The organism is Haematobacter sp., assembly GCF_032102465.1.
Classification (GTDB): Bacteria; Pseudomonadota; Alphaproteobacteria; order Rhodobacterales; family Rhodobacteraceae; genus Haematobacter.
This window is the reverse complement of sequence record NZ_DAMDHB010000016.1, coordinates 25,741-48,933: the sequence shown is the minus strand read 5'-3', so window position 1 is coordinate 48,933 and position 23,193 is coordinate 25,741. Positions and strand designations below refer to the sequence as shown.

Below are 23,193 nucleotides of genomic sequence, written 5' to 3'. Positions count from 1 at the left end.
CTTTCTGTCTTCCGTCTGCTTGCGGGCGCGGCCGAATGCCGTGGCCCGGAGGTTATAGGGCTCCGAAGATCCCCGCTGAGTGCACTTTCGGCAATGAAAGCAGCGCTTCTGCTGAAAGCGCGTGGCCCCGGAAGAGTCCGGGGCCACGAGATTCGTGCGGCTACGTATCAGACGCCCGGCTCAGAGGCCAGTGGAAACGTCGATCGTGTTGCCTTCTTCCAGCGTCACATAGGCCTTCTTGATGTCCGAGCGGACGCCGGTGCGGCCGCGGAACTTCTTGACCTTGCCTTTGGTGATGGTGGTGTTCACCGCCTTCACCTTGACGCCGAAGACCGTCTCGACGGCTTCCTTGATCTCGGGCTTGGACGCGTCGCGCCGCACCTCGAAGACCACCGCATTCGCCTCGGAGGCGAGGGTCGCCTTCTCGGTGATGATCGGCTTGCGAATCACGTCGTAGTGTTCGGGTTTCACGCTCATTTCAGGCGAGCCTCCAGAGCTTCGACACCCGCCTTCGTGATCACGAGCGTGTCACGCTTCAGGATGTCATAGACGTTCGCCCCGATGGTCGGCAGGATATCGATGCCTTCGATGTTCCGCGCCGCCTTGGCGAAGTTCTCGTTGACCTCTGCGCCGTCGATGATGAGCACGCGCTTCCAGCCGAGATCCTTCGCGGCCTTGGCGAGTTGCGCGGTCTTGGCTTCCACCAGTTCCGCGGAGTCGATCACCACCAGCTTGCCATCCTTCGCCTTCGCCGAAAGCGCGTGCTTGAGGCCAAGCGCGCGGAATTTCTTCGGCAGGTCGAAGGCGTGGCTGCGGGGCGTCGGGCCCTTGTAGACACCACCGTGACGGAAGATCGGCGCCTTGCGGGAGCCGTGGCGTGCGCCGCCGGTGCCCTTCTGGCGATAGATCTTCTTCGTCGAATACGACACGTCGGATTTGCCCAGCACCGAGTGGGTGCCGGCCTGGGCCTTCGCCCGCTGCCAGTTCACCACCCGGTGAAGGATGTCGGCGCGGGGCTCGAGGCCGAAGATCTCGTCGGCGAGATCGATCGACCCGGCGGACCCGGCGTCCAGCTTGATCACGTCGAGTTTCATTCCTCGTTCCCCTTCGAGTCAGAGGCCTTGGCTTCGATCTCGGCCGCCTCGATGGCAGCCTGTTCAGCCTCGGCCGCGGCCAGACGGGCGGCTTCCTCTTCGGCAGCCGCCGCAGCGGCAGCTTCCTCGGCAGCGCGGCGCGCGGCCTCGGCATGCGACTTCAGCGCGGCCGGGAGAATGACATTCTCCGGCACCGGCTTCTTGACCGCGTCCTTCACCGTGACCCAGCCGCCAGCCGAACCAGGCACGGCGCCCTTGACCATGATGAGACCACGCTCGCTGTCGGTCCTGATGACCTGCAGGTTCTGCGTCGTCACCCGGACGGCCCCAAGATGGCCAGCCATCTTCTTGCCCTTGAACACCTTGCCGGGGTCCTGGCACTGGCCGGTCGACCCGTGCGAACGGTGGCTGATCGACACACCGTGCGAGGCGCGCAGACCACCGAAGTTGTGCCGCTTCATCGCACCGGCAAAACCCTTGCCGATAGAGGTGCCGGCGATGTCCACGAACTGACCCGCGAAGTAGTGGTCAGCCGTGATTTCCTCGCCAACCTCGATCAGGTTGTCGGGGCTCACGCGGAATTCGGCCACCTTGCGCTTCGGCGCCACGTTCGCTTTCGCGAAATGGCCCCGCATCGCAGCGGTCGTGCGTTTCGCCTTGGCCGCGCCCGCGCCGAGCTGAACGGCGGTGTAGCCGTCCTTGTCAGCGGTGCGCTGCGCCACGACCTGAAGACCATCGAGTTGCAGAACCGTCACCGGAACCTGCTTCCCGTCCTCCAGGAACAGCCGGGTCATGCCCAGCTTCTTTGCGATCACTCCAGAGCGCATCTTTCGTGCTCCCTCAAACCTTGATCTCGACGTCCACGCCGGCGGCGAGGTCGAGCTTCATCAGCGCGTCCACCGTCTGCGGGGTCGGGTCCACGATGTCGAGGAGCCGCTTGTGCGTGCGGATCTCCCACTGATCGCGGGATTTCTTGTCGATATGGGGCCCACGGAGAACCGTGAACTTCTCGATCTTGTTCGGCAGCGGGATCGGGCCCCGTACCGTTGCGCCGGTCCGTTTGGCCGTGTTCACGATTTCCTGCGTCGAGGCATCCAGGACGCGGTAATCGAAGGCCTTCAGCCGGATACGGATGTTCGTACCTTGCATTTTCATTCCCTCAGGGTTGCGGGCGTGGGGCGGAGCCCCGCCCTCAGCCTTTCGATTACTCGATGATCTTGGAGACGACGCCGGCGCCGACGGTGCGGCCGCCTTCACGGATGGCGAAGCGGAGCTTCTCTTCCATGGCGATCGGCGCGATCAGCTCGACCTCGAACTTCAGGTTGTCGCCCGGCATCACCATCTCCGTGCCTTCCGGCAGCTTGACGGTCCCGGTCACGTCCGTGGTCCGGAAGTAGAACTGCGGACGGTAGTTCGCGAAGAACGGCGTGTGACGGCCCCCTTCCTCTTTCGTGAGGATGTAGGCTTCCGCCTCGAACTTCGTGTGCGGCTTCACCGAGCCCGGCTTGCAGAGCACCTGGCCCCGCTCAACGCCTTCCCGGTCAACGCCGCGCAGCAGCGCCCCGATGTTGTCGCCGGCTTCCCCGCGGTCCAGCAGCTTGCGGAACATCTCAACGCCCGTGCAGGTCGATTTCTTCGTCGGGCGGATGCCCACGATCTCGACCTCGTCACCCACGTTGATCACGCCGCGTTCCACACGACCCGTCACAACCGTGCCCCGGCCCGAGATCGAGAACACGTCCTCGATCGGCATCAGGAACGGCTGGTCCACCGCACGCTCCGGCGTCGGGATGTACGCGTCCACCGCTGCGAGCAGCGCGCGGATCGAATCCTCGCCGATCTCCTTGTCGCGGCCTTCCAGCGCCGCAAGCGCCGAGCCCTTCACGATCGGGATGTCGTCGCCCGGGTACTCGTAGGACGACAGAAGCTCGCGCACTTCCATCTCCACCAGCTCCAGAAGCTCCGCATCGTCAACCTGGTCGACCTTGTTCAGGTAAACGACCATGTAGGGAATGCCCACCTGACGGCCGAGCAGGATGTGCTCCCGCGTCTGCGGCATCGGGCCGTCGGCCGCGTTCACCACCAGGATCGCGCCATCCATCTGCGCCGCACCCGTGATCATGTTCTTCACGTAGTCCGCGTGGCCGGGGCAGTCCACGTGCGCATAGTGGCGCGCGTCCGTCTCGTATTCCACGTGGGCCGTCGAGATCGTGATCCCGCGCGCCTTCTCTTCCGGCGCCGCGTCGATCTGGTCATAGGCCTTGAAGTCGCCGAAATACTTCGTGATCGCCGCCGTCAGCGTCGTCTTCCCGTGGTCAACGTGGCCGATCGTGCCAATGTTGACGTGCGGTTTCGTCCGTTCAAACTTTGCCTTTGCCATGATGGCCTCCTGTTTCGTGTCACCGGATCGCGGATGCGCTCACGGCGGAATGGGTTCGGGTGGCGGGGACCGCCACCCCGCCGATCAGGCGTATTTCTTCTGGATCTCGTCCGAGATGTTCTGCGGCACGGCTTCGTAATGATCGAAGATCATCGTGAAGACGGCGCGACCCGAGGACATCGAGCGCAGCGTGTTGATGTAGCCGAACATGTTGGCCAGCGGCACCATCGAGTTGATCACGTTGGCATTGCCGCGGCTTTCCTGCCCCGTCACCATCCCCCGGCGCGAGGTCAGGTCGCCGATGATGCCGCCGGTGTATTCTTCCGGGGTCACCACCTCAACCTTCATGATCGGCTCCAGCAGCTTTGCGCCGGCCTTCTTCAGGCCTTCGCGCATCGCCGCACGGGACGCGATCTCGAACGCGAGGACCGAGGAGTCGACGTCGTGGAACGCACCGTCGATCAGCGCGACCTTGAAGTCGATCACCGGGAAGCCCGCCAGCGGACCGGAGTCCATGACCGACTTGATGCCCTTTTCGACGCCGGGGATGTATTCCTTCGGCACCGCACCGCCCACGATCTTCGCTTCGAACGAGTAGCCCTCGCCCGGCTCGGTCGGGGTGATGACGAGCTTCACGCGCGCGAACTGGCCGGTACCACCGGTCTGTTTCTTGTGCGTGTAGTCGATCTCCGCCTCGCGGGAGATGGTCTCCCGGTAAGCCACCTGCGGCGCGCCGATGTTCGCCTCGACCTTGAACTCGCGACGCATGCGGTCAACGAGGATGTCGAGGTGAAGCTCGCCCATGCCCTTCATGATCGTCTGGCCGGACTCGAAGTTGGTCTCGACGCGGAAGGACGGGTCTTCGGCGGACAGGCGAGCGAGCGCGAGGCCCATCTTCTCCTGGTCGGCCTTCGACTTCGGCTCCACCGCAATCTCGATCACCGGCTCCGGGAAGGTCATGGTTTCAAGAACCACCGGTTTCGCCGGATCACAGAGCGTGTCGCCCGTCGTCGTGTCCTTCAGCCCCGCCAGAGCGATGATGTCGCCTGCATAGGCTTCATCGATCTCTTCGCGGTTGATGGCGTGCATCATCATCATCCGGCCAACGCGCTCGCGCTTGCCCTTCGTCGCGTTCAGCATCTGGTCGCCCTTTTTGAGGACGCCGGAATAGAGGCGCGTGAAGGTCAGCGACCCGACGAAGGGGTCGTTCATGATCTTGAACGCCAGAGCCGAGAACGGCTCCTCGTCGGAGGCGTGACGCTCGATGTTCCGGGTTTCCGTCTCGTCGCCCGGGGCGAAGCCGACATAGGCCGGAACGTCGAGCGGGCTCGGCAGATAGTCGACCACCGCGTTCAGCATCGGCTGGACGCCCTTGTTCTTGAAGGACGAGCCGGCGAGGATCGGCACGAAGGTCATGGAGAGGCAGCCCTTGCGGATCAGTTTCCGCAGGGTGTCGACGTCGGGCTCCTCACCTTCGAGGTAGGCCTCCATCGCCGCATCGTCCATTTCCACCGCGAGCTCGATGAGCTTGCCGCGCCATTCGTCCGCGACATCCTTCAGCTCGTCACGGATCGGCTGACGGGTCCAGGACGCGCCAAGATCCTCACCTTTCCAGGTCCACTCTTCCTGAGTGACCAGGTCGATGATGCCTTCGAGCTTGTCTTCCGCACCGATGGGGAGCGCGACCGGGGCCGGGGTGGCGCCGGTGCGATCCTTGATCATCTGCACGCACTTGAAGAAGTCCGCGCCGATCTTGTCCATCTTGTTGACATAGACGATCCGCGGAACCTTGTAGCGGTCGGCCTGACGCCACACCGTCTCGGTCTGCGGCTCGACGCCAGCGTTCGCGTCCAGAAGGCACACGGCCCCGTCGAGCACCGCGAGCGAGCGCTCCACCTCGATGGTGAAGTCGACGTGGCCGGGGGTGTCGATGATGTTGAACCGGTACTTCGGCCCCTCATGGGTGCCGTCCTCGGTCCGCTGCCAGAAGGTCGTGGTCGCAGCAGAGGTGATCGTGATCCCCCGTTCCTGCTCCTGTTCCATCCAGTCCATCGTCGCGGCGCCGTCATGCACCTCGCCGATCTTGTGGCTCTTGCCCGTGTAATAGAGGATGCGCTCCGTCGTCGTGGTTTTACCCGCGTCGATGTGAGCCATGATCCCGAAGTTACGGTAGAGCTCGAGGGGATATTCGCGTGCCATGGTCGGTGCTCCTGCCGCTTACCAGCGGTAGTGGCTGAACGCCTTGTTCGCGTCGGCCATCTTGTGGGTGTCTTCGCGCTTCTTCACCGCGGTGCCACGGTTGTTCGCAGCATCCAGAAGCTCGCCGGCGAGGCGCTCTTCCATGGTGTTTTCGTTGCGCTTGCGGGCAGCCGTGATGAGCCAGCGGATCGCCAGCGCTTCACGGCGCTCGATGCGGACTTCCACCGGAACCTGGTAGGTCGCACCGCCCACACGGCGGGAACGGACCTCGACGGCCGGCTTCACGTTGTCCAGCGCCTCGTGGAACACTTCGACCGGGGCGCGTTTCACGCGGCCCTCGACGCGGTCGAGTGCGTTGTAGACGATGGCTTCCGCGACCGACTTCTTGCCGTCGATCATCAGGTTGTTCATGAATTTGGTCAGCACGGTGTCGCCGAACTTGGCGTCCGGCAGAACTTCGCGCTTCTCGGCAGCGTGACGACGGGACATGCCCAGATCTCCTTACTTCGGACGCTTCGCGCCGTATTTCGAACGGCGTTGACGACGGTCCTTGACGCCTTGCGTGTCGAGCACGCCGCGCAGGATGTGATAGCGGACGCCCGGAAGGTCTTTCACCCGGCCGCCACGGATCAGGACCACCGAGTGCTCCTGAAGGTTGTGCTTTTCGCCCGGAATGTAGCTGATCACCTCGAAACCGTTGGTCAGCCGCACTTTGGCGACCTTCCGCATGGCCGAGTTCGGCTTCTTCGGCGTCGTCGTGTAGACGCGCGTGCAGACGCCGCGCTTTTGCGGGCAGGATTGGAGGTGCTGCGACTTAGAGCGCTGCACCTTGGGCTGCCGCGGCTTGCGGATCAGCTGTTGGATAGTCGGCATTCCGGTTCCCCGTGTTGCATCCGTTCTCGTCATCGGCGTCGCGCCTGTCCGCAAACGCCAAAACCGCATTCGTTCCCCTTCGCGGGGAACGACGCGGTGGAATTCCAGAGGATCGGGGCTTTCGCCCGGATCATGACCACATCAGTTTATGAGCAGGGGCAGCAGAAGACGCACTTCGCCACCCGGGTGACGCGCCGTATATGGGGAGTCGGGGGGGATGTCAACAGGCGTCCCGGCCCGAACGCCGCGTCGCAAGGGGGTCAGTCGGCCGCCACGCTCCCCGAAAGCCGCGATGCCGCGCGCTCCGCCACATGCTCGCGATAGATGGTGAACAGTCCCGCGGCAATGACGATTCCCGCCCCCGCAAGGGTCAGCGGATCGGGCCAGACGCCGAAGAACGCAAGCCCGAGGAGCAGCGACCACACCATCCCCGTGTAGCGGAACGGACCCACGACAGAGAGGTCGCCGAGCCGTATCGCCCCGATGCTGAGCACATAGCCCAAGGACACCGCCACGGAAGCCGTGATGATCCGCAGGATGTCCACGGCCGCCAACGGCCTCCACTCGCCCGCCACCGCCGCGCCTATGCCGGAGAAGACGACCAGCACCACCCCCATGGTGAGGGCCGCCGTCATCGACGGAACAGCAGGGGAGAGCTTCCGCGTGCACAGTTCCCGCAGGATGACCGTCACCACGCAGGCGGAGACGTAAAGCGCACCGGGAGAGAATCCCTCCGGCCCCGGCCTGACGATGAGCAGCATCCCGAGGAAGCCCACCAGAATCGCCCCCAGCCGCCGCCAGCCGATCGGCTCCTTGAGAAAGATCGCCGCCGCCAGGGTAAGGAACAGCGGGACAGACTGCAGGATCGCCGTGGCATTGGGCAATGGAATGCGCGACAGACCTTCCAGATACAGCACCGCGCTGACCGCTTCCGCGAAACTCCGGGCGAGGCAGAGCGTCCAGTCCCGGCGTGACAGGTCGAACCGCGGCGGCGCAAAGAACCCGGATGCAACCGCAAGCAGCAGCAGAACGGCCAACCCCCGCAGAAACTGTGCCTGAAAGAGCGGCACGTGCCCGAGGATGGCCTTCATCAGCGCATCGTTCACCGTGAAGGCGCCCACTGCTGCAATCATCAGCAGCGCGCCGCGCATATTGGCCGTCCTCGGCATCGGATAAGCCTTCAACCCCCCGGAACCCGTCGGTAATAACCCGTCGGCCCTCAAGACGCCTTAGCACGGTGCGCAGGAGGCGACTGCGTATTTGCGTCATTCTATGTCGCATTTGAAGCAAGCCAGCGAAAATGCTGAGCGAGGAGGCTTCGGCCCCCGTCCCCGTCATCAGGCCGGAACTTCTGCGAAGAGTCCGCCGCGGGCATCCGCGGAGGAAATGGGCCGGGTTTCGCCGGATATTTGGGTATCGCCGGGCGGAAATGGCCTTTTGACCGAAGCAGGGAGAGCCTCTCGGCAGGACCGGAGGCACCCTGCCCCGCGAAAGAAGATGGGCTTACAGGTTTCTGAAAAACGCTCTCTCCGTCCGTTGGAGCGGAAATCCTTCGGGATCCAGAAAATCCGGCCGGAAATAGGCACATGGCGGATCATTCCGAGGCCGATTTCCCGATCGGCGGAACGGAGGCCTGACACTCCAGAACTTTCGGCAGCCTTCAAAGCGAAGAAAGGAAAGCGCGATGCATTGCGGAATTATGCGCATTGGTGCGGAAGAGCGGTCTCTCAGCCAGGATCGGCCGCGCTCTCCTGAAACAGCAGTGCCGTGCAACACCACGCACCTTCTCCCAAGCACACCAGCCCCCCCACAGATCGGCCCAACGAGCGCATCTGCGCAGAGCCATCCCCCTAGCGGAAACGGGCCGACCGCGTGCGCCGGACCGACCTCCACTGCAGCGCCCGGAAAACCGGTCGCCCTCCTCAAAAGCAAAACGCCCCGCTGGAGCGGGGCGTTTCACATTCTTGCCGAGGATCAATCCCGGTTTTCGGTGGTTTCCACCAGACCGGCATCGTTCTCCAGATCGACCACATCCAGCGGCGCCGCAAGCTGCACGGCCTGTTCGGCTTCCGCCCGCTTCTGATCGATGACCTTCTGGTCGCGATCCGTCGCGATGCGGCGTACCCGGCTGGTCGCGCCACCCGTCCCGGCCGGGATGAGCCGGCCGACGATGACGTTCTCCTTCAGCCCGACGAGCTTGTCGCGCTTGCCTTGCACCGCCGCCTCGGTCAGCACCCGCGTCGTCTCCTGGAAGGAAGCGGCGGAGATGAAGCTGCGCGTCTGCAGCGAGGCCTTGGTGATGCCGAGCAGGATGGGCTCCGCCTGCGCCGGACGCAGGCCCTGGGCCTCCGCCTTGGCGTTGGTTTCGTCCAGCTCCTGCTTGTCGACATGCTCGCCCTTGAGCAGCGTCGTCTCGCCGGAGTCGAGGATCTCCCATTTCTGCAGCATCTGGCGAACGATCACCTCGATGTGCTTGTCGTTGATCTTCACGCCCTGCAGGCGATAGACGTCCTGCACCTCGTCGATCAGGTAGTTGGCCAGCGCCTCGATCCCCTGAATCCGCAGGATGTCATGCGGAGCCGGGTTGCCGTCCATGATGTAGTCACCCTTCTGCACGAAGTCGCCTTCCTGCACCGGGATGTGCTTGCCTTTCGGCACCATGTATTCAACGGCCTGGAGCGTCTCGTCCACCGGTTCGATGGCGATGCGGCGCTTGTTCTTGTAGTCCTTGCCGAAGCGCACATAGCCATCCAGTTCGGCGATGATCGCGTGATCCTTCGGACGACGGGCCTCGAACAGTTCCGCCACGCGGGGAAGACCCCCGGTGATGTCCTTGGTCTTGGCGCCTTCGCGCGGGATCCGCGCCACCACGTCACCGGCCTTCACGTCCTGCCCGTCCTCGACCGACAGAATCGCGTCCACCGACATCGGATAGGAGATCGGGTGGCCCTGCTCATTGCGGACAGGTTCGCCGGTCTCGGCATCCATGACGATGATCTCGGGCTTCAGCTCGTTGCCTTTCGGCGCCGACCGCCAGTCCGAGACGATCTTCTGGGTCATGCCGGTTGCATCGTCCGTCTCCTCGCGCACCGAGATGCCCGAGACGAGATCGACGAACTTCGCCTGACCGGCCTTCTCCGCGATGATCGGCAGGGTGTAGGGGTCCCATTCGAAGAGCTTGTTGCCGCGCTTGACGGACTGGCCCTCCTTCACGAACACCTTCGACCCGTAGAGCAGCTTGTGCGAGGCCCGTTCCACGCCGTTCTCGTCGATGATGGCGAGCGACATGTTCCGGCCCATCACGATCTGCTCGCCCGAGGCGTTGGCAAGAAGGTTCGGGTTGCGGAACTCGATCACGCCTTCCTGCGACGATTCGAGGAACGATTGCTGGCCGCCCTGCGCGATGCCGCCGATGTGGAAGGTCCGCATCGTCAGCTGCGTGCCGGGTTCACCGATGGACTGCGCCGCGATGATGCCGACGGCCTCACCGACGTTCACCATCGTGCCCCGGGCAAGGTCGCGCCCGTAGCAGGTGGCGCAGACACCCTCCTCCGCCTCACAGGTGAGCGGGCTGCGGATCTTGACCGTGGGCACGCCCAGCGTCTCGACCGCATCGGCCTTGCGCTCGTCGATCAGCTCGCCGAGGCTCACGATCACCTCGTCGGTGCCGGGGACATAGACATCCTCGGCAGCGACGCGGCCCAGCACACGTTCGCCCAGCGACGCCACCACCTCACCGTCGTTCACCGCGGCGGAAGCCGTGATGTAACGGTCGGTGCCGCAGTCGTTCGACCGGACGATGCAGTCCTGCGCCACGTCCACCAGACGACGGGTCAGGTAGCCGGAGTTCGCGGTCTTGAGCGCGGTATCCGCCAGACCCTTCCGGGCGCCGTGCGTCGAGTTGAAGTATTCAAGAACGGTCAGACCTTCCTTGAAATTCGAGATGATCGGCGTCTCGATGATCTCACCCGACGGCTTGGCCATCAGGCCGCGCATCCCGCCGAGCTGCTTCATCTGGGCAGGCGAACCCCGCGCCCCGGAGTGGGACATCATGTAGACCGAGTTCGGCTCCATCTCCCGGCCCATGTCGTCCTTACGGACGGCCGAGATCTCGCCCATCATCGCACCGGCGACGGCGTCGGAACATTTCGACCAGGCATCGACGACCTTGTTGTACTTCTCACCCTGGGTGATCAGGCCGTCCATGTACTGCTGTTCGAATTCCTTCACCTGCTCCTGCGTGTTCTCCACGATCTCCCATTTCTTGACCGGGATGACCATGTCGTCCTTGCCGAAGGAGATGCCGGCCTTGAAGGCCTCGCGGAAGCCAAGCCCCATGATCTGGTCGCAGAAGATCACCGATTCCTTCTGGCCGCAGTAGCGGTAGACGGTGTCGATGACGTTCTGGACATCCTTCTTGCGGAGCAGGCGGTTCACCAGTTCGAACGGCGCCTTGGCGTTGAGCGGCAGCAGGTTGCCGAGGCGAAGACGGCCCGGGGTCGTCTCGTAGCGTTTGACGATCTCGTTGCCTTCGCCGTCGATCTGCTTGATCCGCGCGATGATCTTGGCGTGCAGATGCACCTCACCCGCGGCGAGCGCGTGCTCCACCTCCTCGATGGCGGTGAAGGCCATGCCTTCGCCCTTCATGCCCTCACGCTGCATGGTCGTGTAGTAGAGACCAAGCACCATGTCCTGCGACGGCACGATGATCGGCGCGCCGTTCGCAGGCGACAGCACGTTGTTCGTGGACATCATCAGGACGCGGGCCTCAAGCTGGGCTTCCAGCGAGAGGGGAACGTGAACGGCCATCTGGTCGCCGTCGAAGTCGGCGTTGAACGCGGAGCAGACCAGCGGGTGAAGCTGGATCGCCTTGCCTTCGATCAGGATCGGCTCGAAGGCCTGAATGCCCAGACGGTGCAGCGTCGGCGCGCGGTTCAGCAGTACGGGGTGTTCGCGGATGACTTCATCCAGAATATCCCAGACCTCCGGGCGCTCCTTCTCGACCAGCTTCTTCGCCTGCTTGACGGTGGAGGACAGACCCTTCGCCTCAAGCCGCGAGTAGATGAACGGCTTGAACAGTTCGAGCGCCATCTTCTTCGGCAGGCCGCATTGGTGCAGCTTCAGCTCCGGCCCGGTCACGATGACCGAACGGCCGGAGAAGTCCACCCGCTTGCCCAGAAGGTTCTGACGGAACCGGCCCTGTTTCCCCTTCAACATGTCGGAGAGCGATTTCAGCGGGCGCTTGTTGGTACCCGTGATCACGCGGCCCCGGCGGCCGTTGTCGAACAGCGCGTCCACGGCTTCCTGAAGCATCCGCTTTTCGTTGCGCACGATGATGTCGGGCGCACGGAGTTCGATCAGCCGCTTCAGACGGTTGTTCCGGTTGATGACCCGGCGGTAGAGGTCGTTCAGGTCGGACGTGGCGAACCGGCCGCCGTCCAGCGGGACCAGCGGGCGCAGCTCCGGCGGGATCACCGGCAGCACTGTCAGGATCATCCACTCGGGACGGTTGCCCGACTCGAGGAACGACTCGACGATCTTCAGCCGCTTGATGATCTTCTTCGGCTTCAGTTCGCCCGTGGCTTCCTTCAACTCCTCGCGGAGCTGATCGGCGGTGGAAGCAAGGTCGATCGCGGCCAGCATCTCACGGATCGCTTCGGCGCCGATATTCGCCGTGAACGCATCCGCGCCATACTGATCCTGCGCGTCGAGGAACTCCTCCTCCGTCATGAGCTGACCGTAGGTGAGATCGGTCAGACCCGGCTCGATGACGACATAGTTCTCGAAGTAGAGGATCCGCTCCAGATCCCGGAGCGTCATGTCGAGCATGAGGCCGATGCGGGAGGGCAGCGACTTCAGGAACCAGATGTGGGCGACCGGCGCGGCGAGCTCGATATGGCCCATCCGCTCGCGGCGCACCTTCTGGAGCGTCACTTCCACACCGCATTTCTCGCAGACGACGCCGCGATACTTCATGCGCTTGTATTTGCCGCACAGGCATTCGTAGTCCTTGATCGGGCCAAAAATGCGCGCGCAGAACAGACCGTCACGCTCGGGTTTGAACGTGCGGTAGTTGATGGTTTCGGGCTTCTTGATCTCACCGTAGGACCAAGAAAGAATCCGCTCGGGCGAGGCCAGCGAGATCTTGATCTCGTCGAACTGTTTCGGCGCCGCGAGCGGGTTGAACGGATTGGTGGTGAGTTCCTGGTTCATGCCAAGTCCTTAAAACTGGGGTGGGTGAGGAGGGCGAAGGCCGCCCTCACTCTTCCTCCGCATCCAGGAGTTCCATGTTGAGGCCGAGGCCCCGGACTTCTTTCACGAGCACGTTGAAGCTCTCGGGAACGCCGGCCTCGAAGTTGTCTTCACCCTTGACGATGGACTCATAGACCTTGGTCCGCCCCGCCACGTCATCCGACTTGACGGTGAGCATTTCCTGCAACGTGTAGGCCGCACCGTAGGCTTCGAGCGCCCAGACCTCCATCTCGCCGAGCCGCTGGCCGCCGAACTGGGCCTTGCCGCCCAGCGGTTGCTGCGTGACGAGGCTGTAAGGCCCGGTGGAACGCGCGTGCAGCTTGTCGTCGACGAGGTGGTGAAGCTTCAGCATGTACTTCACGCCGACCGTCACCGGCCGGGCGAACTGCTCGCCGGAGCGACCGTCGAACACGATGGACTGGCCGGACTTGTCGAAGCCTGCCCGGACCAGCGCGTCGTTGACGTCCGCTTCCTTCGCCCCGTCGAAGACCGGGGTCGCGATCGGAACGCCGCGGGTCACATTGCCCGCCGCCTCCAGAAGCGCGGCCTCGTCCATGCCGGAGAAAGCGTCTTCATAGGTCTCGTCGCCGTAGGCGAAGCGCACGGCTTCCTTGACCGGGGTCAGATCGCCGTTCCGGCGATACTCGCGCAGCGCCTCGTCGATCTGGAGGCCCAGACCACGCGCAGCCCAACCCATGTGGGTTTCGAGGATCTGACCGACGTTCATCCGCGACGGCACGCCCAGCGGGTTCAGCACGAAGTCCACCGGAGTCCCGTCGGCGAGGAAGGGCATGTCCTCCATCGGCACGACCTTGGAGATGACGCCCTTGTTGCCGTGACGGCCGGCCATCTTGTCGCCCGGTTGCAGCTTGCGCTTCACCGCCACGAACACCTTGACCGACTTCATCACGCCAGGCGCCAGATCGTCGCCGCGGCGGACCTTTTCCACCTTGTCTTCGAACCGGTTCTCCAGCGCGCGTTTCTGCACATCGAACTGGTCGTTGAGCGCCTCGACCTCCTTGGCCTCCGCGTCATCGGCGAGCGCGAGCTGCCACCACTGGCCGCGCGACAGCGTGCCCAGCAGTTCTTCGGTGATTTCCGAACCCGGCTTCACGCCCTTTGGACCCTTCACCGCGGCCTTGCCGAGGATCAGTTGCCGCAGGCGGGCGTAGAAGTTGCGCTCGAGAATCTCCAGCTCGTCGTCCCGGTCGCGGGACAGGCGCTCGATTTCCTCACGCTCGATCTGAAGCGACCGCTCGTCCTTGTCGACGCCGTGACGGTTGAAGACCCGCACTTCCACGATGGTCCCGTAGGCCCCCGGCGGCAGGCGGAGCGAGGTATCCCGCACGTCCGACGCCTTTTCCCCGAAGATGGCGCGGAGCAGTTTCTCCTCCGGCGTCATCGGGCTTTCGCCCTTCGGGGTGATCTTGCCGACGAGAATGTCCCCCGGCCCCACTTCGGCGCCGATATAGACGATGCCCGCCTCGTCGAGGTTGCGCAGCGCTTCCTCACCGACGTTCGGGATGTCGCGGGTGATCTCCTCCGGCCCGAGCTTGGTGTCACGCGCGGCGACCTCGTATTCCTCGATATGGATCGAGGTGTAGACGTCGTCACGGAGAATCCGCTCGGAGATCAGGATCGAGTCCTCATAGTTGTAGCCGTTCCAGGGCATGAACGCGACGACGATGTTCCGGCCAAGCGCCAGTTCACCCATGTCGGTGGACGGGCCGTCGGCGATCACCTCGTTCCGCGCCACCGTATCGCCCACCTTCACCAGCGGACGCTGGTTGATGCAGGACGACTGGTTTGACCGCTTGAACTTGCGCAGACGGTAGATGTCCACGCCCGGCTCGCCCGGTTCCAGAAGTTCGGTCGCCCGGACGACGATACGTGTCGCGTCCACCTGGTCGATGACACCGCCGCGGCGGGCCATGATCGCGGCGCCGGAATCGCGGGCCACGGTGCTCTCGATCCCGGTGCCGACGAACGGCGCTTCCGACCGCAGGAGCGGCACGGCCTGACGCTGCATGTTGGAGCCCATCAGCGCGCGGTTGGCGTCGTCGTTCTCAAGGAACGGGATCAGCGCCGCGGCCACCGAAACGAGCTGCTTCGGCGACACGTCGATGAGATCGACGGCCTCCACCGGGTTGAGCATGAACTCGCCCGCCTTGCGGGTGGAGATCAGCTCATCCACGAAGCGCCCGTCTTCGTCGAGGCTCGCGTTCGCCTGAGCGACGGTGTGGCGCATCTCCTCGGTGGCGGAGATGTAGACCACATCATCCGTCACCTGACCTTCCTTCACCTTGCGGTAAGGGGTCTCGATGAAACCATACTTGTTGACGCGGGCAAAGGTGGCGAGGCTGTTGATCAGACCGATGTTCTGGCCTTCCGGCGTCTCGATCGGGCACATCCGGCCGTAGTGCGTCGGGTGAACGTCACGCACCTCGAAGCCCGCGCGCTCACGCGTCAGACCGCCCGGCCCGAGCGCGGAGAGACGACGCTTGTGCGTGACTTCCGAGAGCGGGTTGGTCTGGTCCATGAACTGGCTGAGCTGCGAGGAGCCGAAGAATTCCCGCACCGCCGCAGCCGCCGGCTTCGCGTTGATGAGATCCTGCGGCATCACCGTGTCGATCTCGACGGAGGACATGCGCTCCTTGATCGCGCGCTCCATGCGGAGCAGCCCGACGCGGTACTGGTTCTCCATCAGCTCGCCGACGGAACGCACCCGGCGGTTGCCGAGGTGGTCGATGTCGTCGATCTCACCCTTGCCGTCGCGCAGTTCCACGAGACCGCGGATACAGGCGATGATGTCCTCCTTGCGCAGCGTGCGCTGCGTGTCGGGGGCATTGAGGGCGAGGCGCATGTTCATCTTCACGCGGCCCACGGCGGACAGGTCGTAGCGCTCGCTGTCGAAGAACAGCGTGTCGAAAAGCACGGAAGCGGCTTCGACGGTCGGCGGCTCGCCCGGACGCATGACGCGGTAGATGTCCATGAGCGCGGTATCGCGGTTCATGTTCTTGTCCGCGGCCATCGTGTTGCGGATGTAGGGGCCGACATTGATGTTGTCGATGTCCAGCACCGGGATCTCGGTGATCCCGTTGTCCAGCAGCACTTTCAGGCTGCCGCCCTTCACTTCGCCGTCGCGGTCGTATTCGAGCGTGATCTCGTCCCCGGCCTCGACATAGATCGCGCCGGTTTCCTCGTTGATGATATCCTTCGCCACATAGCGGCCGACAATGGAATCGTAGGGAACCAGAAGCTCGGTGACCTTGCCCTCGTCGGTCAGCTTCTTGACCATGCGCGGGGTCATCTTGTCCCCGGCCTTGCAGATGATCTCGCCGGTGTCGGCATCCACGAGGTCGAAGGTCGGACGGGTGCCGCGCACGCGCTCGGGGAAGAATTTCGTCACCCAGCCGCGGTTCTTCTCCAGCCGGTAGCCCACCACGTCGTAGAAGGCGTCCATGATGCCTTCCTGATCCATGCCGAGGGCATAGAGCAGCGTCGTCACCGGCAGCTTCCGGCGACGGTCGATACGCGCGAAGACGATATCCTTGGCGTCGAATTCGAAGTCCAGCCAGGAGCCGCGATAGGGAATGATCCGGCAGGCGAAGAGCAGTTTGCCCGAGGAATGCGTCTTGCCCTTGTCATGGTCGAAGAACACGCCCGGAGAGCGGTGCATCTGCGACACGATGACACGTTCGGTCCCGTTCACGATGAACGTCCCGTTCGACGTCATCAGGGGCATGTCGCCCATGTAGACGTCCTGTTCCTTGATGTCCTTGACCGACTTCGCGCCAGTCGTCTCATCGACATCGAACACGATGAGGCGGAGCGTGACCTTCAGCGGAGCTGAGAAGGTCATGTCGCGCTGCTGGCATTCCTCAACGTCGTATTTCGGCTTCTCGAGATCGTATTTCACGAATTCGAGAACGGCGGTCTCGTTGAAATCCTTGATCGGAAAGACGGACTGGAAGACACCCTGGATGCCTTCACCGTCCAGCGCCTTGGGGCCATCCCCGGAGCGAAGGAACAGGTCATAGGAAGATTTCTGAACCTCGATGAGGTTCGGCATCTCCAGAACTTCGCGGATTTTGCCGTAGTAGCGGCGGATGCGCTTCTGGCCAACGTAATGCGCCATGCTCGTCGTCACCTTTCTATCTGCGGATCCACGGCCGTCGGGGCACCGGCGCGGACCGCTCTAGAAACAGGGGGCCAAGAGTTCCATTCATGCGGCCGTCCCACCGACCGCTCCCGAACCCTTTGCCGCGCCCTGGGAAAGACCCCTTGAAGGCCCTTGCCAAGACGCGATTGGCTGGAGAGGGAAAACCCTCTCCAGCCGCACGAAACCGTCAGGCGCAGGATGCGCCCGGCACGATTACTTGAGCTCGACCTTGGCGCCAGCCGCTTCGAGCTTCTTCTTGATTTCCTCGGCTTCCGCTTTCGGCGCAGCTTCTTTCACCGCTTTGCCGCCAGCTTCCACGAGGTCTTTGGCTTCTTTCAGGCCAAGACCGGTGATGGCGCGGACTTCTTTGATCACGTTGATCTTGTTCGCGCCGGCATCGACGAGGATCACGTCGAAATCGGTCTTTTCTTCTTCCGCAGCGGCAGCACCGCCAGCGGCCGGACCGGCAACCATCACCGCGCCGCCAGCAGCGGGCTCGATGCCGTATTCGTCCTTCAGGATGGTTTTCAGTTCTTGAGCCTGCAGCAGCGTGAGGTTCACGATTTGCTCGGCAAGGGCTTTCAGATCGGCCATTTCTCTGTTCCGTTCCAAGTTAGATGGGTTCCAACGTGCGGGTGTTCAACCCCACGAAGGCCATAGGTTGCTCAGGCGGCTTCCCGCTCCTCCAGGGTGGAGAGGATGCCCGCGATGTTCGATGCAGGTGCGCCAATCGCGCCGGCGATGTTGGAAGCCGGAGCGCCGATGCAGGACACGATCTGAGCAATGAGCTCTTCACGCGACGGCATGGACGCCACGGCCTTGACACCGGCCGGATCGAGGGCCGTGCTGCCCATGGAACCACCAAGAATGACGAATTTCTCCGTCGTCTTGGCGTATTCGTCAGCCACCTTCGCCGCAGCGACGGGGTCTTCGGAATAGGTGAGCACGGTCATGCCCTTGAGGAGGTCACCCAGGCTTTCGTTGGGCTTGCCCTCAAGGGCGATCTTGGCGAGCCTGTTCTTGGCAACGCGGATGGAGCCTCCGACCGTGCGCATGCGCGCCCGGAGGTCCTGCATCTGGGCAACCGTGAGACCTTCGTAGCGGGCAACCACCACGACGCCAGAGCTTTCGAAGATCTGGCCGAGTTCCTCGACCACTTTCTCTTTCTGGGCTCTATCCACAGTTCCACTCCAAGTTTGGGGGTTTCCCCCCGGCTCAGTTCTGCCTGCTTGCGCAGGCGTCGGGTCCGCGATGGTCCCGAGAGATCGCCCGGGGAAAGCCCCGGAATTCGCTCGTTCCCCATCTCAGGCAGGATATTAAGACCCGTTCGGATCACCCGCCGTCTCGGACAGGACAGGGCCTTGGGACTGCTCCCGGTGGCCCTGCCGTTCACCGGGCCGAAGCCCGGGAATTCTTGTCAGGCCTCGGCCGTGGCGGAGGTCAGATCGACAGACACGCCCGGCCCCATCGTGGAGGAAACCGACACCTTCTTGAGGTAGGTTCCCTTGGCACCGGCAGGCTTGGCACGGTTCACCGCGCCAACGAAGGCACGCAGGTTTTCGGCCAGCTTCGCCGGCTCGAAGGACACCTTGCCGATACCGGCATGGACGACGCCCGCCTTCTCGACCTTGAACTGCACTTCACCGCCCTTGGCAGCGGCCACGGCATTCGCCACATCCATCGTCACCGTCCCGACCTTCGGGTTCGGCATCAGGTTGCGCGGGCCGAGGATCTTGCCGAGGCGACCGACCAGCGGCATCATGTCCGGCGTCGCGATGCAACGGTCGAACTCGATCTTGCCGGACTGGATCGTCTCCATCAGGTCTTCGGCACCGACGATATCCGCACCGGCAGCCTTGGCCTCGTCGGCCTTGGCGCCACGGGCGAACACTGCGACGCGGACGGTCTTGCCCGTACCGTTCGGCAGCTGGACGACACCACGGACCATCTGGTCGGCGTGACGCGGATCAACTCCGAGGTTCAGCGCGATCTCGACTGTCTCGTCGAATTTCGCAGTGGCCGCCTGCTTGACCAGCGACAACGCATCCTCAACCGAGAGGTTCGCCTTGCCGTCGAAGAGTTCCCGCGCATTGGCGGTGCGTTTTGCGAGCTTCGCCATGGCTTACCCTTTCACCTCGATACCGATCGACTTCGCGGAGCCGAGGATGATCTGCATCGCGGCTTCGACGTCGTTCGCCGAGAGGTCTTTCATCTTCGCTTCCGCGATCTGGCGGATCTGCGCGACGGTCACGGTACCGGCCACTTCGCGGCCCGGCTTCACCGACCCCTTGGGACGGTTCCGCTTGCCGACCGGCTTCAGGCCAGCCGCCTTCTTGAGATAGAAGGACGCCGGAGACGTCTTCATCTCGAAGGAGAACGACTTGTCCGCGTAGTAGGTGATGACGGTCGGGATCGGCGACCCTTGCTCCATCTCCTGCGTGCGGGCGTTAAATTCTTTGCAGAACGCCATGATGTTGATGCCGCGCTGACCGAGCGCGGGACCAATCGGCGGGGACGGGTTGGCTTGCCCCGCCTTCACTTGCAGCTTGAGCTGCCCGACAACTTTCTTGGCCATATGGCCTCTCCTCTTTTCACAGCCCGGCAAGCGGGCGGTTTAGTGGTCCGGCGCTCTCACGCCTCCCACGGGATCGCTCAGGCGACCTTGGCCACCTGAGTGAATTCCAGCTCCACCGGCGTCGGCCGGCCGAAGATCGAGACGGTGACCTTGAGGCGGTTGGCCGCCTCGTCCACTTCCTCGACCATGCCGGCAAAGCCCTCGAAGGGCCCGTCCGACACCTTGACCTGCTCGCCGACCTCGAACCGGATGAGGTTGCGCGGCTGCGCCTCGCCCTCCTCCACCCGGTTCAGGATGGTATTCACTTCGGAGTCCCGCATGGGCATCGGCTTGCCCTGCGGACCCAGGAACCCGGTGACACGGTTGATCGAGGTGATCAGATGGTAACCACGGTTCGACATTTCCATATGCACAAGCACATAGCCCGGCATGAAGCGCCGCTCCGAAGTCACCTTCTTGCCGCGGCGAATTTCGATCACTTCCTCGGTCGGGACCAGAACCTCGTCGATCTGATCTTCGAGGCCAGCGTCGGCGACCGACTGCTTGATCTGCTCGGCGATCTTCTTCTCGAAGTTCGAGAGGACGCTCACCGAATACCAACGCTTCGCCATGCCGCGATACCCTTCCTGTGTCTGCTTCCAGAACAAAAAACAGCGCGCACGCCGAATCGCTGCACGCCGCCTGCGCCCTGGAACTGCGATCTACTACCCGCGCGCGGCCGCGAGCGCAAGTCATTCCGCAAAAGAACAAGCCCCGCCGATGGACGGGGCCTGTCGGTTTCAGCGGTTCATAAAGCCGATCAGGCTTTGCGGCGGCGGGCGAGAGCGCCGAGGCCGAGGACGCCGGCGACCAGCAGGCCACCCGCGGCCGGAAGCGGAACCGGTGCCGGCACCGGAAGTTCTTCCTCAGCCTGTTGCGTCGCGGTGAACGCGAGCGCGATGGAGACGTTGGACGTCGCGCCGTTGGACAGGAAGGCGACCGAGAACGTTTCGCTCGTGGTCAGATCCGGCAGGTCGCCGCCAGCGGACCAGAAGGATCCCTGGTCGCCATAGGTGTTGAACACCGTCGAGTAGTCGCCGGACACGCTGGTGCCGAAGGTCACCTGCTCCAGCGACGTGCGTTGACCGAGCGCGGAGATGCCGAAGTCGAACGTGTAGGTCGTGTTCGGCGTAACCACGAAGACCAGTTCGTCGCCGACGCTCAGCGTCTGGAACCCGGAGGTGTAGGGGCCTTCGGAGTTGACGTCGATATAGTACGTCGCCGCGGACGCGGCGAACGGAAGGGCCGAAATGGCCACAGCTGCGAGAAGCGCTTTCATATTTTTATCCTTGCCAAAATCACATGCACTCCGTGCGGACAGCCCGCTTGCGCACCGTTTCGCCTGGGGGAGCGACGTACGCGCACGAAGATACACAAGGCAGAGAGGTGCCTTACAAATAGCTAAAACTCAAGAAATATCTCTTTAAGCGCGAGGATTCAGAGACAATGCAGCGTAAGGGCGATCAGGTCTTTCCGCAGATGCACAACAATGACCATGCAGGCGCGGCGACTGTGCATCAGTGCGCGAAAAACGCCCTATTGGGCAAAGAATCCCAGCAGCCATGTCAGACCATAGCGGATCGCCAGATCTATGAGGAAGAAGAAGACTGCCGCAACTGCCGCAAGCACGAACACCATCGTCGTGGTCAGCAGCACTTCGCGGCGGGTCGGCCAGACGACCTTACCGACTTCGGTGCGGACCTGCTGGATGAACTGGAGCGGGTTGGCCTTTGCCATTGCGGTTCCTTCGGGCTGGACGCGGTGCAGATACGCCCTCCCCACACAGAATACAAGTAAGAAGGGGTTGCGTTTGCACCCGGGGCGGGGAGAGTGCGCCTCATTCTGAGGAATGGAGAGATTTCATGGCGACCACAGTGGACGCAATCCTGTCGGAAACCGGGGTGGGGAGATTCCAGAAACGGCTCTTCGGCATCTTCGGGCTGGTGTGGGCAGCAGATGCGATGCAGGTGCTCTCCATCGGCTTCAGCGCCCCTTCCATCGCGGCGAGCTTCGGGCTGACGGTGCCACAGGCGCTCCAGACGGGGACGCTGTTCTTCCTGGGCATGTTCATCGGAGCGGCGCTGTTCGGGCGAATCGCCGACAAGATCGGGCGGCGCCGGGTGCTGATCGTGACCGTGGCCTGCGATGCGGTATTCGGGCTGGCCTCTGTCTTTGCGCCCAACTTCGAACTGCTGCTGATCGCCCGGTTCCTGACCGGCATGGCGGTGGGCGGCACCCTGCCCGTCGATTACGCGATGATGGCGGAATTCCTGCCGCCGAAGAACCGGGGCCGGTGGCTGGTCTATCTGGAGGGCTTCTGGGCTGTCGGCACGGTCATCGTGGCGTTGACGGCGTGGATCGCCTCCTCCTTCGGGGTGGCCGAGGCATGGCGCTGGATTTTCGCGATCGCCGCCATTCCGGCGCTGATCGGCTTCTGGCTGCGGCTCTGGGTGCCGGAATCGCCGCTCTACCTGCTGCGCACCGGCCAACAGGAGCAGGTGCGTGAGGTACTGAACAAGGTCCGCGCAGCAAACGGCGCCGCCCCCCTGCCCCGCGACATGGCGATCACCCTGCCCGGCAGCACCGAAGGCGGCAGCATCTTCGCCCCCGCCCTCCGGTCGCGGACCATCGGGGTGCTGCTGCTGTGGTTCCTCGTCTCGATCTCCTACTACGGGGTGTTTACCTGGATACCCGCGCAGCTCGCCACCGGCGGTTTCGGCTTCGTCCGGGGTTATGGCTTCCTGGTGCTGGTGGCGCTGGCGCAGATCCCCGGCTATGCGCTTGCCGCTTACGGGGTGGAGGCCTGGGGGCGGAAGCCGACACTCATCCTGTTCCTGCTGCTGAGCGCGCTTGGCTGCCTGCTGTTCACCGTGGCCGGAACCTCGACCCTCGTCGCGACCTCGCTGCTGCTCATGAGCTTTGCGCTGCTGGGAACGTGGGGCGCCCTCTATGCATTCACGCCCGAACTCTATCCGACCTCCGTCCGTGCGACGGGGATGGGGGCTGCGGGGGCAATGGCGCGGCTTGGCGGCATCTGCGCTCCAACGGTCGTGGGGCTGGTGATTTCCTACAGCTTCGGCGTCACCGTGGGGCTGTTCGCCGCGCTGCTGGTATTGGGCGCGGTCGCCGCCCTTATGATCAACGCGGAAACGCGTAATCAGGCGCTCACCTGAGCGCCTCACCCTCTGTCCCGCGATGCTGGAAACGACTGGCAGGGGCAGGGGGACTCGAACCCACGACCCTCGGTTTTGGAGACCGATGCTCTACCAACTGAGCTATACCCCTGTGCCGTAGGGCGGTTGCTAAGGCAGCGGCCAGGGGAAAGCAAGCGTGAAATCGCACTCTGCCGAAACGTCGGGTCATGGGCGAAAGCCCCATCGGGAGCGCGCCGTTCGATCCGCGCATTCCGGCCCGCGAAAGCGCTGACTGGTCACGCGGGCGATGCACCGGATCCGAATGGGTGAGCGGGATTGAAGCGCGCGGCAGGCACTTTCTGCGCCGCACTTCGACCGGCCCCAAACGGCAAAGGCGCCACCCCTTTCGGAGCGGCGCCCTTTGGCGGGAGGCGTGGGGCGGAGCCCCGCCCTCAGCCTTTCGATTACTCGATGATCTTGGAGAC

General features: G+C 63.6%; 19 protein-coding genes and 1 tRNA gene. 1 reads left to right on the top strand and 19 read right to left on the bottom strand.

The features are described 5' to 3' along the window. Positions 1-180: 180 nt before the first annotated feature. The 18 genes from RT513_RS11690 to secE all read right to left on the bottom strand — a co-directional run bounded on the left by RT513_RS11690 (position 181) and on the right by secE (position 21,311). Complete coding sequence (locus RT513_RS11690) at positions 181-477, bottom strand: 50S ribosomal protein L23 (RefSeq protein ID WP_035714295.1); 297 nt, start codon at positions 475-477, stop codon at positions 181-183. After that, positions 474-1,094: a 50S ribosomal protein L4 gene (gene rplD / locus RT513_RS11685; protein ID WP_088216832.1), complete on the bottom strand. Its 621-nt coding sequence runs from the start codon at positions 1,092-1,094 to the stop codon at positions 474-476. The genes RT513_RS11690 and rplD overlap by 4 nt, the downstream gene beginning before the upstream one ends. Continuing rightward, positions 1,091-1,921: a 50S ribosomal protein L3 gene (gene rplC, locus RT513_RS11680; RefSeq protein ID WP_035745973.1), complete on the bottom strand. Its 831-nt coding sequence runs from the start codon at positions 1,919-1,921 to the stop codon at positions 1,091-1,093. Before rplC ends, rplD begins: the two co-directional genes overlap by 4 nt. Before the next feature lie 13 nt (positions 1,922-1,934). Further along, complete coding sequence (rpsJ, locus tag RT513_RS11675) at positions 1,935-2,243, bottom strand: 30S ribosomal protein S10 (protein WP_035714301.1); 309 nt, start codon at positions 2,241-2,243, stop codon at positions 1,935-1,937. Positions 2,244-2,298: 55 nt separating this feature from the next. Continuing rightward, entirely contained in the window at positions 2,299-3,474 is a 1,176-nt protein-coding gene (gene tuf / locus RT513_RS11670) for an elongation factor Tu (RefSeq protein ID WP_088217013.1), read from the bottom strand. 84 nt (positions 3,475-3,558) lie between these two features. After that, positions 3,559-5,673, bottom strand: coding sequence for an elongation factor G (fusA, locus tag RT513_RS11665; RefSeq protein ID WP_290687266.1), 2,115 nt, complete (start codon positions 5,671-5,673; stop codon positions 3,559-3,561). Between the two features lie 18 nt (positions 5,674-5,691). Beyond that, positions 5,692-6,162: a 30S ribosomal protein S7 gene (gene rpsG / locus RT513_RS11660; RefSeq protein WP_035747201.1), complete on the bottom strand. Its 471-nt coding sequence runs from the start codon at positions 6,160-6,162 to the stop codon at positions 5,692-5,694. A gap of 12 nt (positions 6,163-6,174) precedes the next feature. After that, positions 6,175-6,546 (bottom strand): 30S ribosomal protein S12, encoded by a 372-nt coding sequence (rpsL, locus tag RT513_RS11655; protein ID WP_010399029.1) that lies wholly within the window; start codon positions 6,544-6,546, stop codon positions 6,175-6,177. Between the two features lie 260 nt (positions 6,547-6,806). Next, entirely contained in the window at positions 6,807-7,697 is an 891-nt protein-coding gene (locus RT513_RS11650; protein ID WP_290687265.1) for a DMT family transporter, read from the bottom strand. An 823-nt stretch (positions 7,698-8,520) separates the two neighbouring features. After that, positions 8,521-12,759 (bottom strand): DNA-directed RNA polymerase subunit beta', encoded by a 4,239-nt coding sequence (rpoC, locus tag RT513_RS11645; protein WP_088213555.1) that lies wholly within the window; start codon positions 12,757-12,759, stop codon positions 8,521-8,523. 46 nt (positions 12,760-12,805) lie between these two features. Next, positions 12,806-16,936, bottom strand: a complete 4,131-nt coding sequence (gene rpoB / locus RT513_RS11640) for a DNA-directed RNA polymerase subunit beta (protein ID WP_088213556.1) — start codon at positions 16,934-16,936, stop codon at positions 12,806-12,808. 237 nt (positions 16,937-17,173) lie between these two features. Beyond that, a complete protein-coding gene (gene rplL, locus RT513_RS11635) occupies positions 17,174-17,554 on the bottom strand; it encodes a 50S ribosomal protein L7/L12 (RefSeq protein WP_035715091.1) in 381 nt (126 codons plus the stop codon). A gap of 71 nt (positions 17,555-17,625) precedes the next feature. Next, on the bottom strand, positions 17,626-18,141 hold the full coding sequence (rplJ, locus tag RT513_RS11630; protein ID WP_290687261.1) for a 50S ribosomal protein L10: 516 nt from the start codon (positions 18,139-18,141) through the stop codon (positions 17,626-17,628). Positions 18,142-18,377: 236 nt separating this feature from the next. Then, positions 18,378-19,079 (bottom strand): 50S ribosomal protein L1, encoded by a 702-nt coding sequence (gene rplA, locus RT513_RS11625; RefSeq protein WP_088213557.1) that lies wholly within the window; start codon positions 19,077-19,079, stop codon positions 18,378-18,380. 3 nt (positions 19,080-19,082) lie between these two features. Further along, entirely contained in the window at positions 19,083-19,535 is a 453-nt protein-coding gene (gene rplK, locus RT513_RS11620) for a 50S ribosomal protein L11 (protein ID WP_035747209.1), read from the bottom strand. Between the two features lie 77 nt (positions 19,536-19,612). Then, on the bottom strand, positions 19,613-20,146 hold the full coding sequence (gene nusG, locus RT513_RS11615; protein ID WP_088213558.1) for a transcription termination/antitermination protein NusG: 534 nt from the start codon (positions 20,144-20,146) through the stop codon (positions 19,613-19,615). A 188-nt stretch (positions 20,147-20,334) separates the two neighbouring features. Then, a complete protein-coding gene (locus tag RT513_RS11610) occupies positions 20,335-20,853 on the bottom strand; it encodes a VPLPA-CTERM sorting domain-containing protein (protein ID WP_088213559.1) in 519 nt (172 codons plus the stop codon). 257 nt (positions 20,854-21,110) lie between these two features. Beyond that, complete coding sequence (secE, locus tag RT513_RS11605; RefSeq protein WP_035747215.1) at positions 21,111-21,311, bottom strand: preprotein translocase subunit SecE; 201 nt, start codon at positions 21,309-21,311, stop codon at positions 21,111-21,113. Between the two features lie 125 nt (positions 21,312-21,436). On the opposite strand from secE, the gene RT513_RS11600 reads away from it, so the two are divergent. Then, complete coding sequence (locus RT513_RS11600; RefSeq protein WP_088213560.1) at positions 21,437-22,747, top strand: MFS transporter; 1,311 nt, start codon at positions 21,437-21,439, stop codon at positions 22,745-22,747. 36 nt (positions 22,748-22,783) lie between these two features. On the opposite strand, the gene RT513_RS11595 is transcribed toward RT513_RS11600, so the two are convergent. After that, a tRNA-Trp gene (locus RT513_RS11595) sits at positions 22,784-22,859 on the bottom strand. Positions 22,860-23,193: the final 334 nt, after the last annotated feature.

Bases quoted from the DNA above. Each gene is read 5' to 3' on its own strand.
- RT513_RS11690 (WP_035714295.1), bottom strand. From the start codon at position 477: ATGAGCGTGAAACCCGAACACTACGACGTGATTCGCAAGCCGATCATC.
- rplD (WP_088216832.1), bottom strand. From the start codon at position 1,094: ATGAAACTCGACGTGATCAAGCTGGACGCCGGGTCCGCCGGGTCGATC.
- rplC (WP_035745973.1), bottom strand. From the start codon at position 1,921: ATGCGCTCTGGAGTGATCGCAAAGAAGCTGGGCATGACCCGGCTGTTC.
- rpsJ (WP_035714301.1), bottom strand. From the start codon at position 2,243: ATGCAAGGTACGAACATCCGTATCCGGCTGAAGGCCTTCGATTACCGC.
- tuf (WP_088217013.1), bottom strand. From the start codon at position 3,474: ATGGCAAAGGCAAAGTTTGAACGGACGAAACCGCACGTCAACATTGGC.
- fusA (WP_290687266.1), bottom strand. From the start codon at position 5,673: ATGGCACGCGAATATCCCCTCGAGCTCTACCGTAACTTCGGGATCATG.
- rpsG (WP_035747201.1), bottom strand. From the start codon at position 6,162: ATGTCCCGTCGTCACGCTGCCGAGAAGCGCGAAGTTCTGCCGGACGCC.
- rpsL (WP_010399029.1), bottom strand. From the start codon at position 6,546: ATGCCGACTATCCAACAGCTGATCCGCAAGCCGCGGCAGCCCAAGGTG.
- RT513_RS11650 (WP_290687265.1), bottom strand. From the start codon at position 7,697: ATGCGCGGCGCGCTGCTGATGATTGCAGCAGTGGGCGCCTTCACGGTG.
- rpoC (WP_088213555.1), bottom strand. From the start codon at position 12,759: ATGAACCAGGAACTCACCACCAATCCGTTCAACCCGCTCGCGGCGCCG.
- rpoB (WP_088213556.1), bottom strand. From the start codon at position 16,936: ATGGCGCATTACGTTGGCCAGAAGCGCATCCGCCGCTACTACGGCAAA.
- rplL (WP_035715091.1), bottom strand. From the start codon at position 17,554: ATGGCCGATCTGAAAGCCCTTGCCGAGCAAATCGTGAACCTCACGCTG.
- rplA (WP_088213557.1), bottom strand. From the start codon at position 19,079: ATGGCGAAGCTCGCAAAACGCACCGCCAATGCGCGGGAACTCTTCGAC.
- rplK (WP_035747209.1), bottom strand. From the start codon at position 19,535: ATGGCCAAGAAAGTTGTCGGGCAGCTCAAGCTGCAAGTGAAGGCGGGG.
- nusG (WP_088213558.1), bottom strand. From the start codon at position 20,146: ATGGCGAAGCGTTGGTATTCGGTGAGCGTCCTCTCGAACTTCGAGAAG.
- RT513_RS11610 (WP_088213559.1), bottom strand. From the start codon at position 20,853: ATGAAAGCGCTTCTCGCAGCTGTGGCCATTTCGGCCCTTCCGTTCGCC.
- secE (WP_035747215.1), bottom strand. From the start codon at position 21,311: ATGGCAAAGGCCAACCCGCTCCAGTTCATCCAGCAGGTCCGCACCGAA.
- RT513_RS11600 (WP_088213560.1), top strand. From the start codon at position 21,437: ATGGCGACCACAGTGGACGCAATCCTGTCGGAAACCGGGGTGGGGAGA.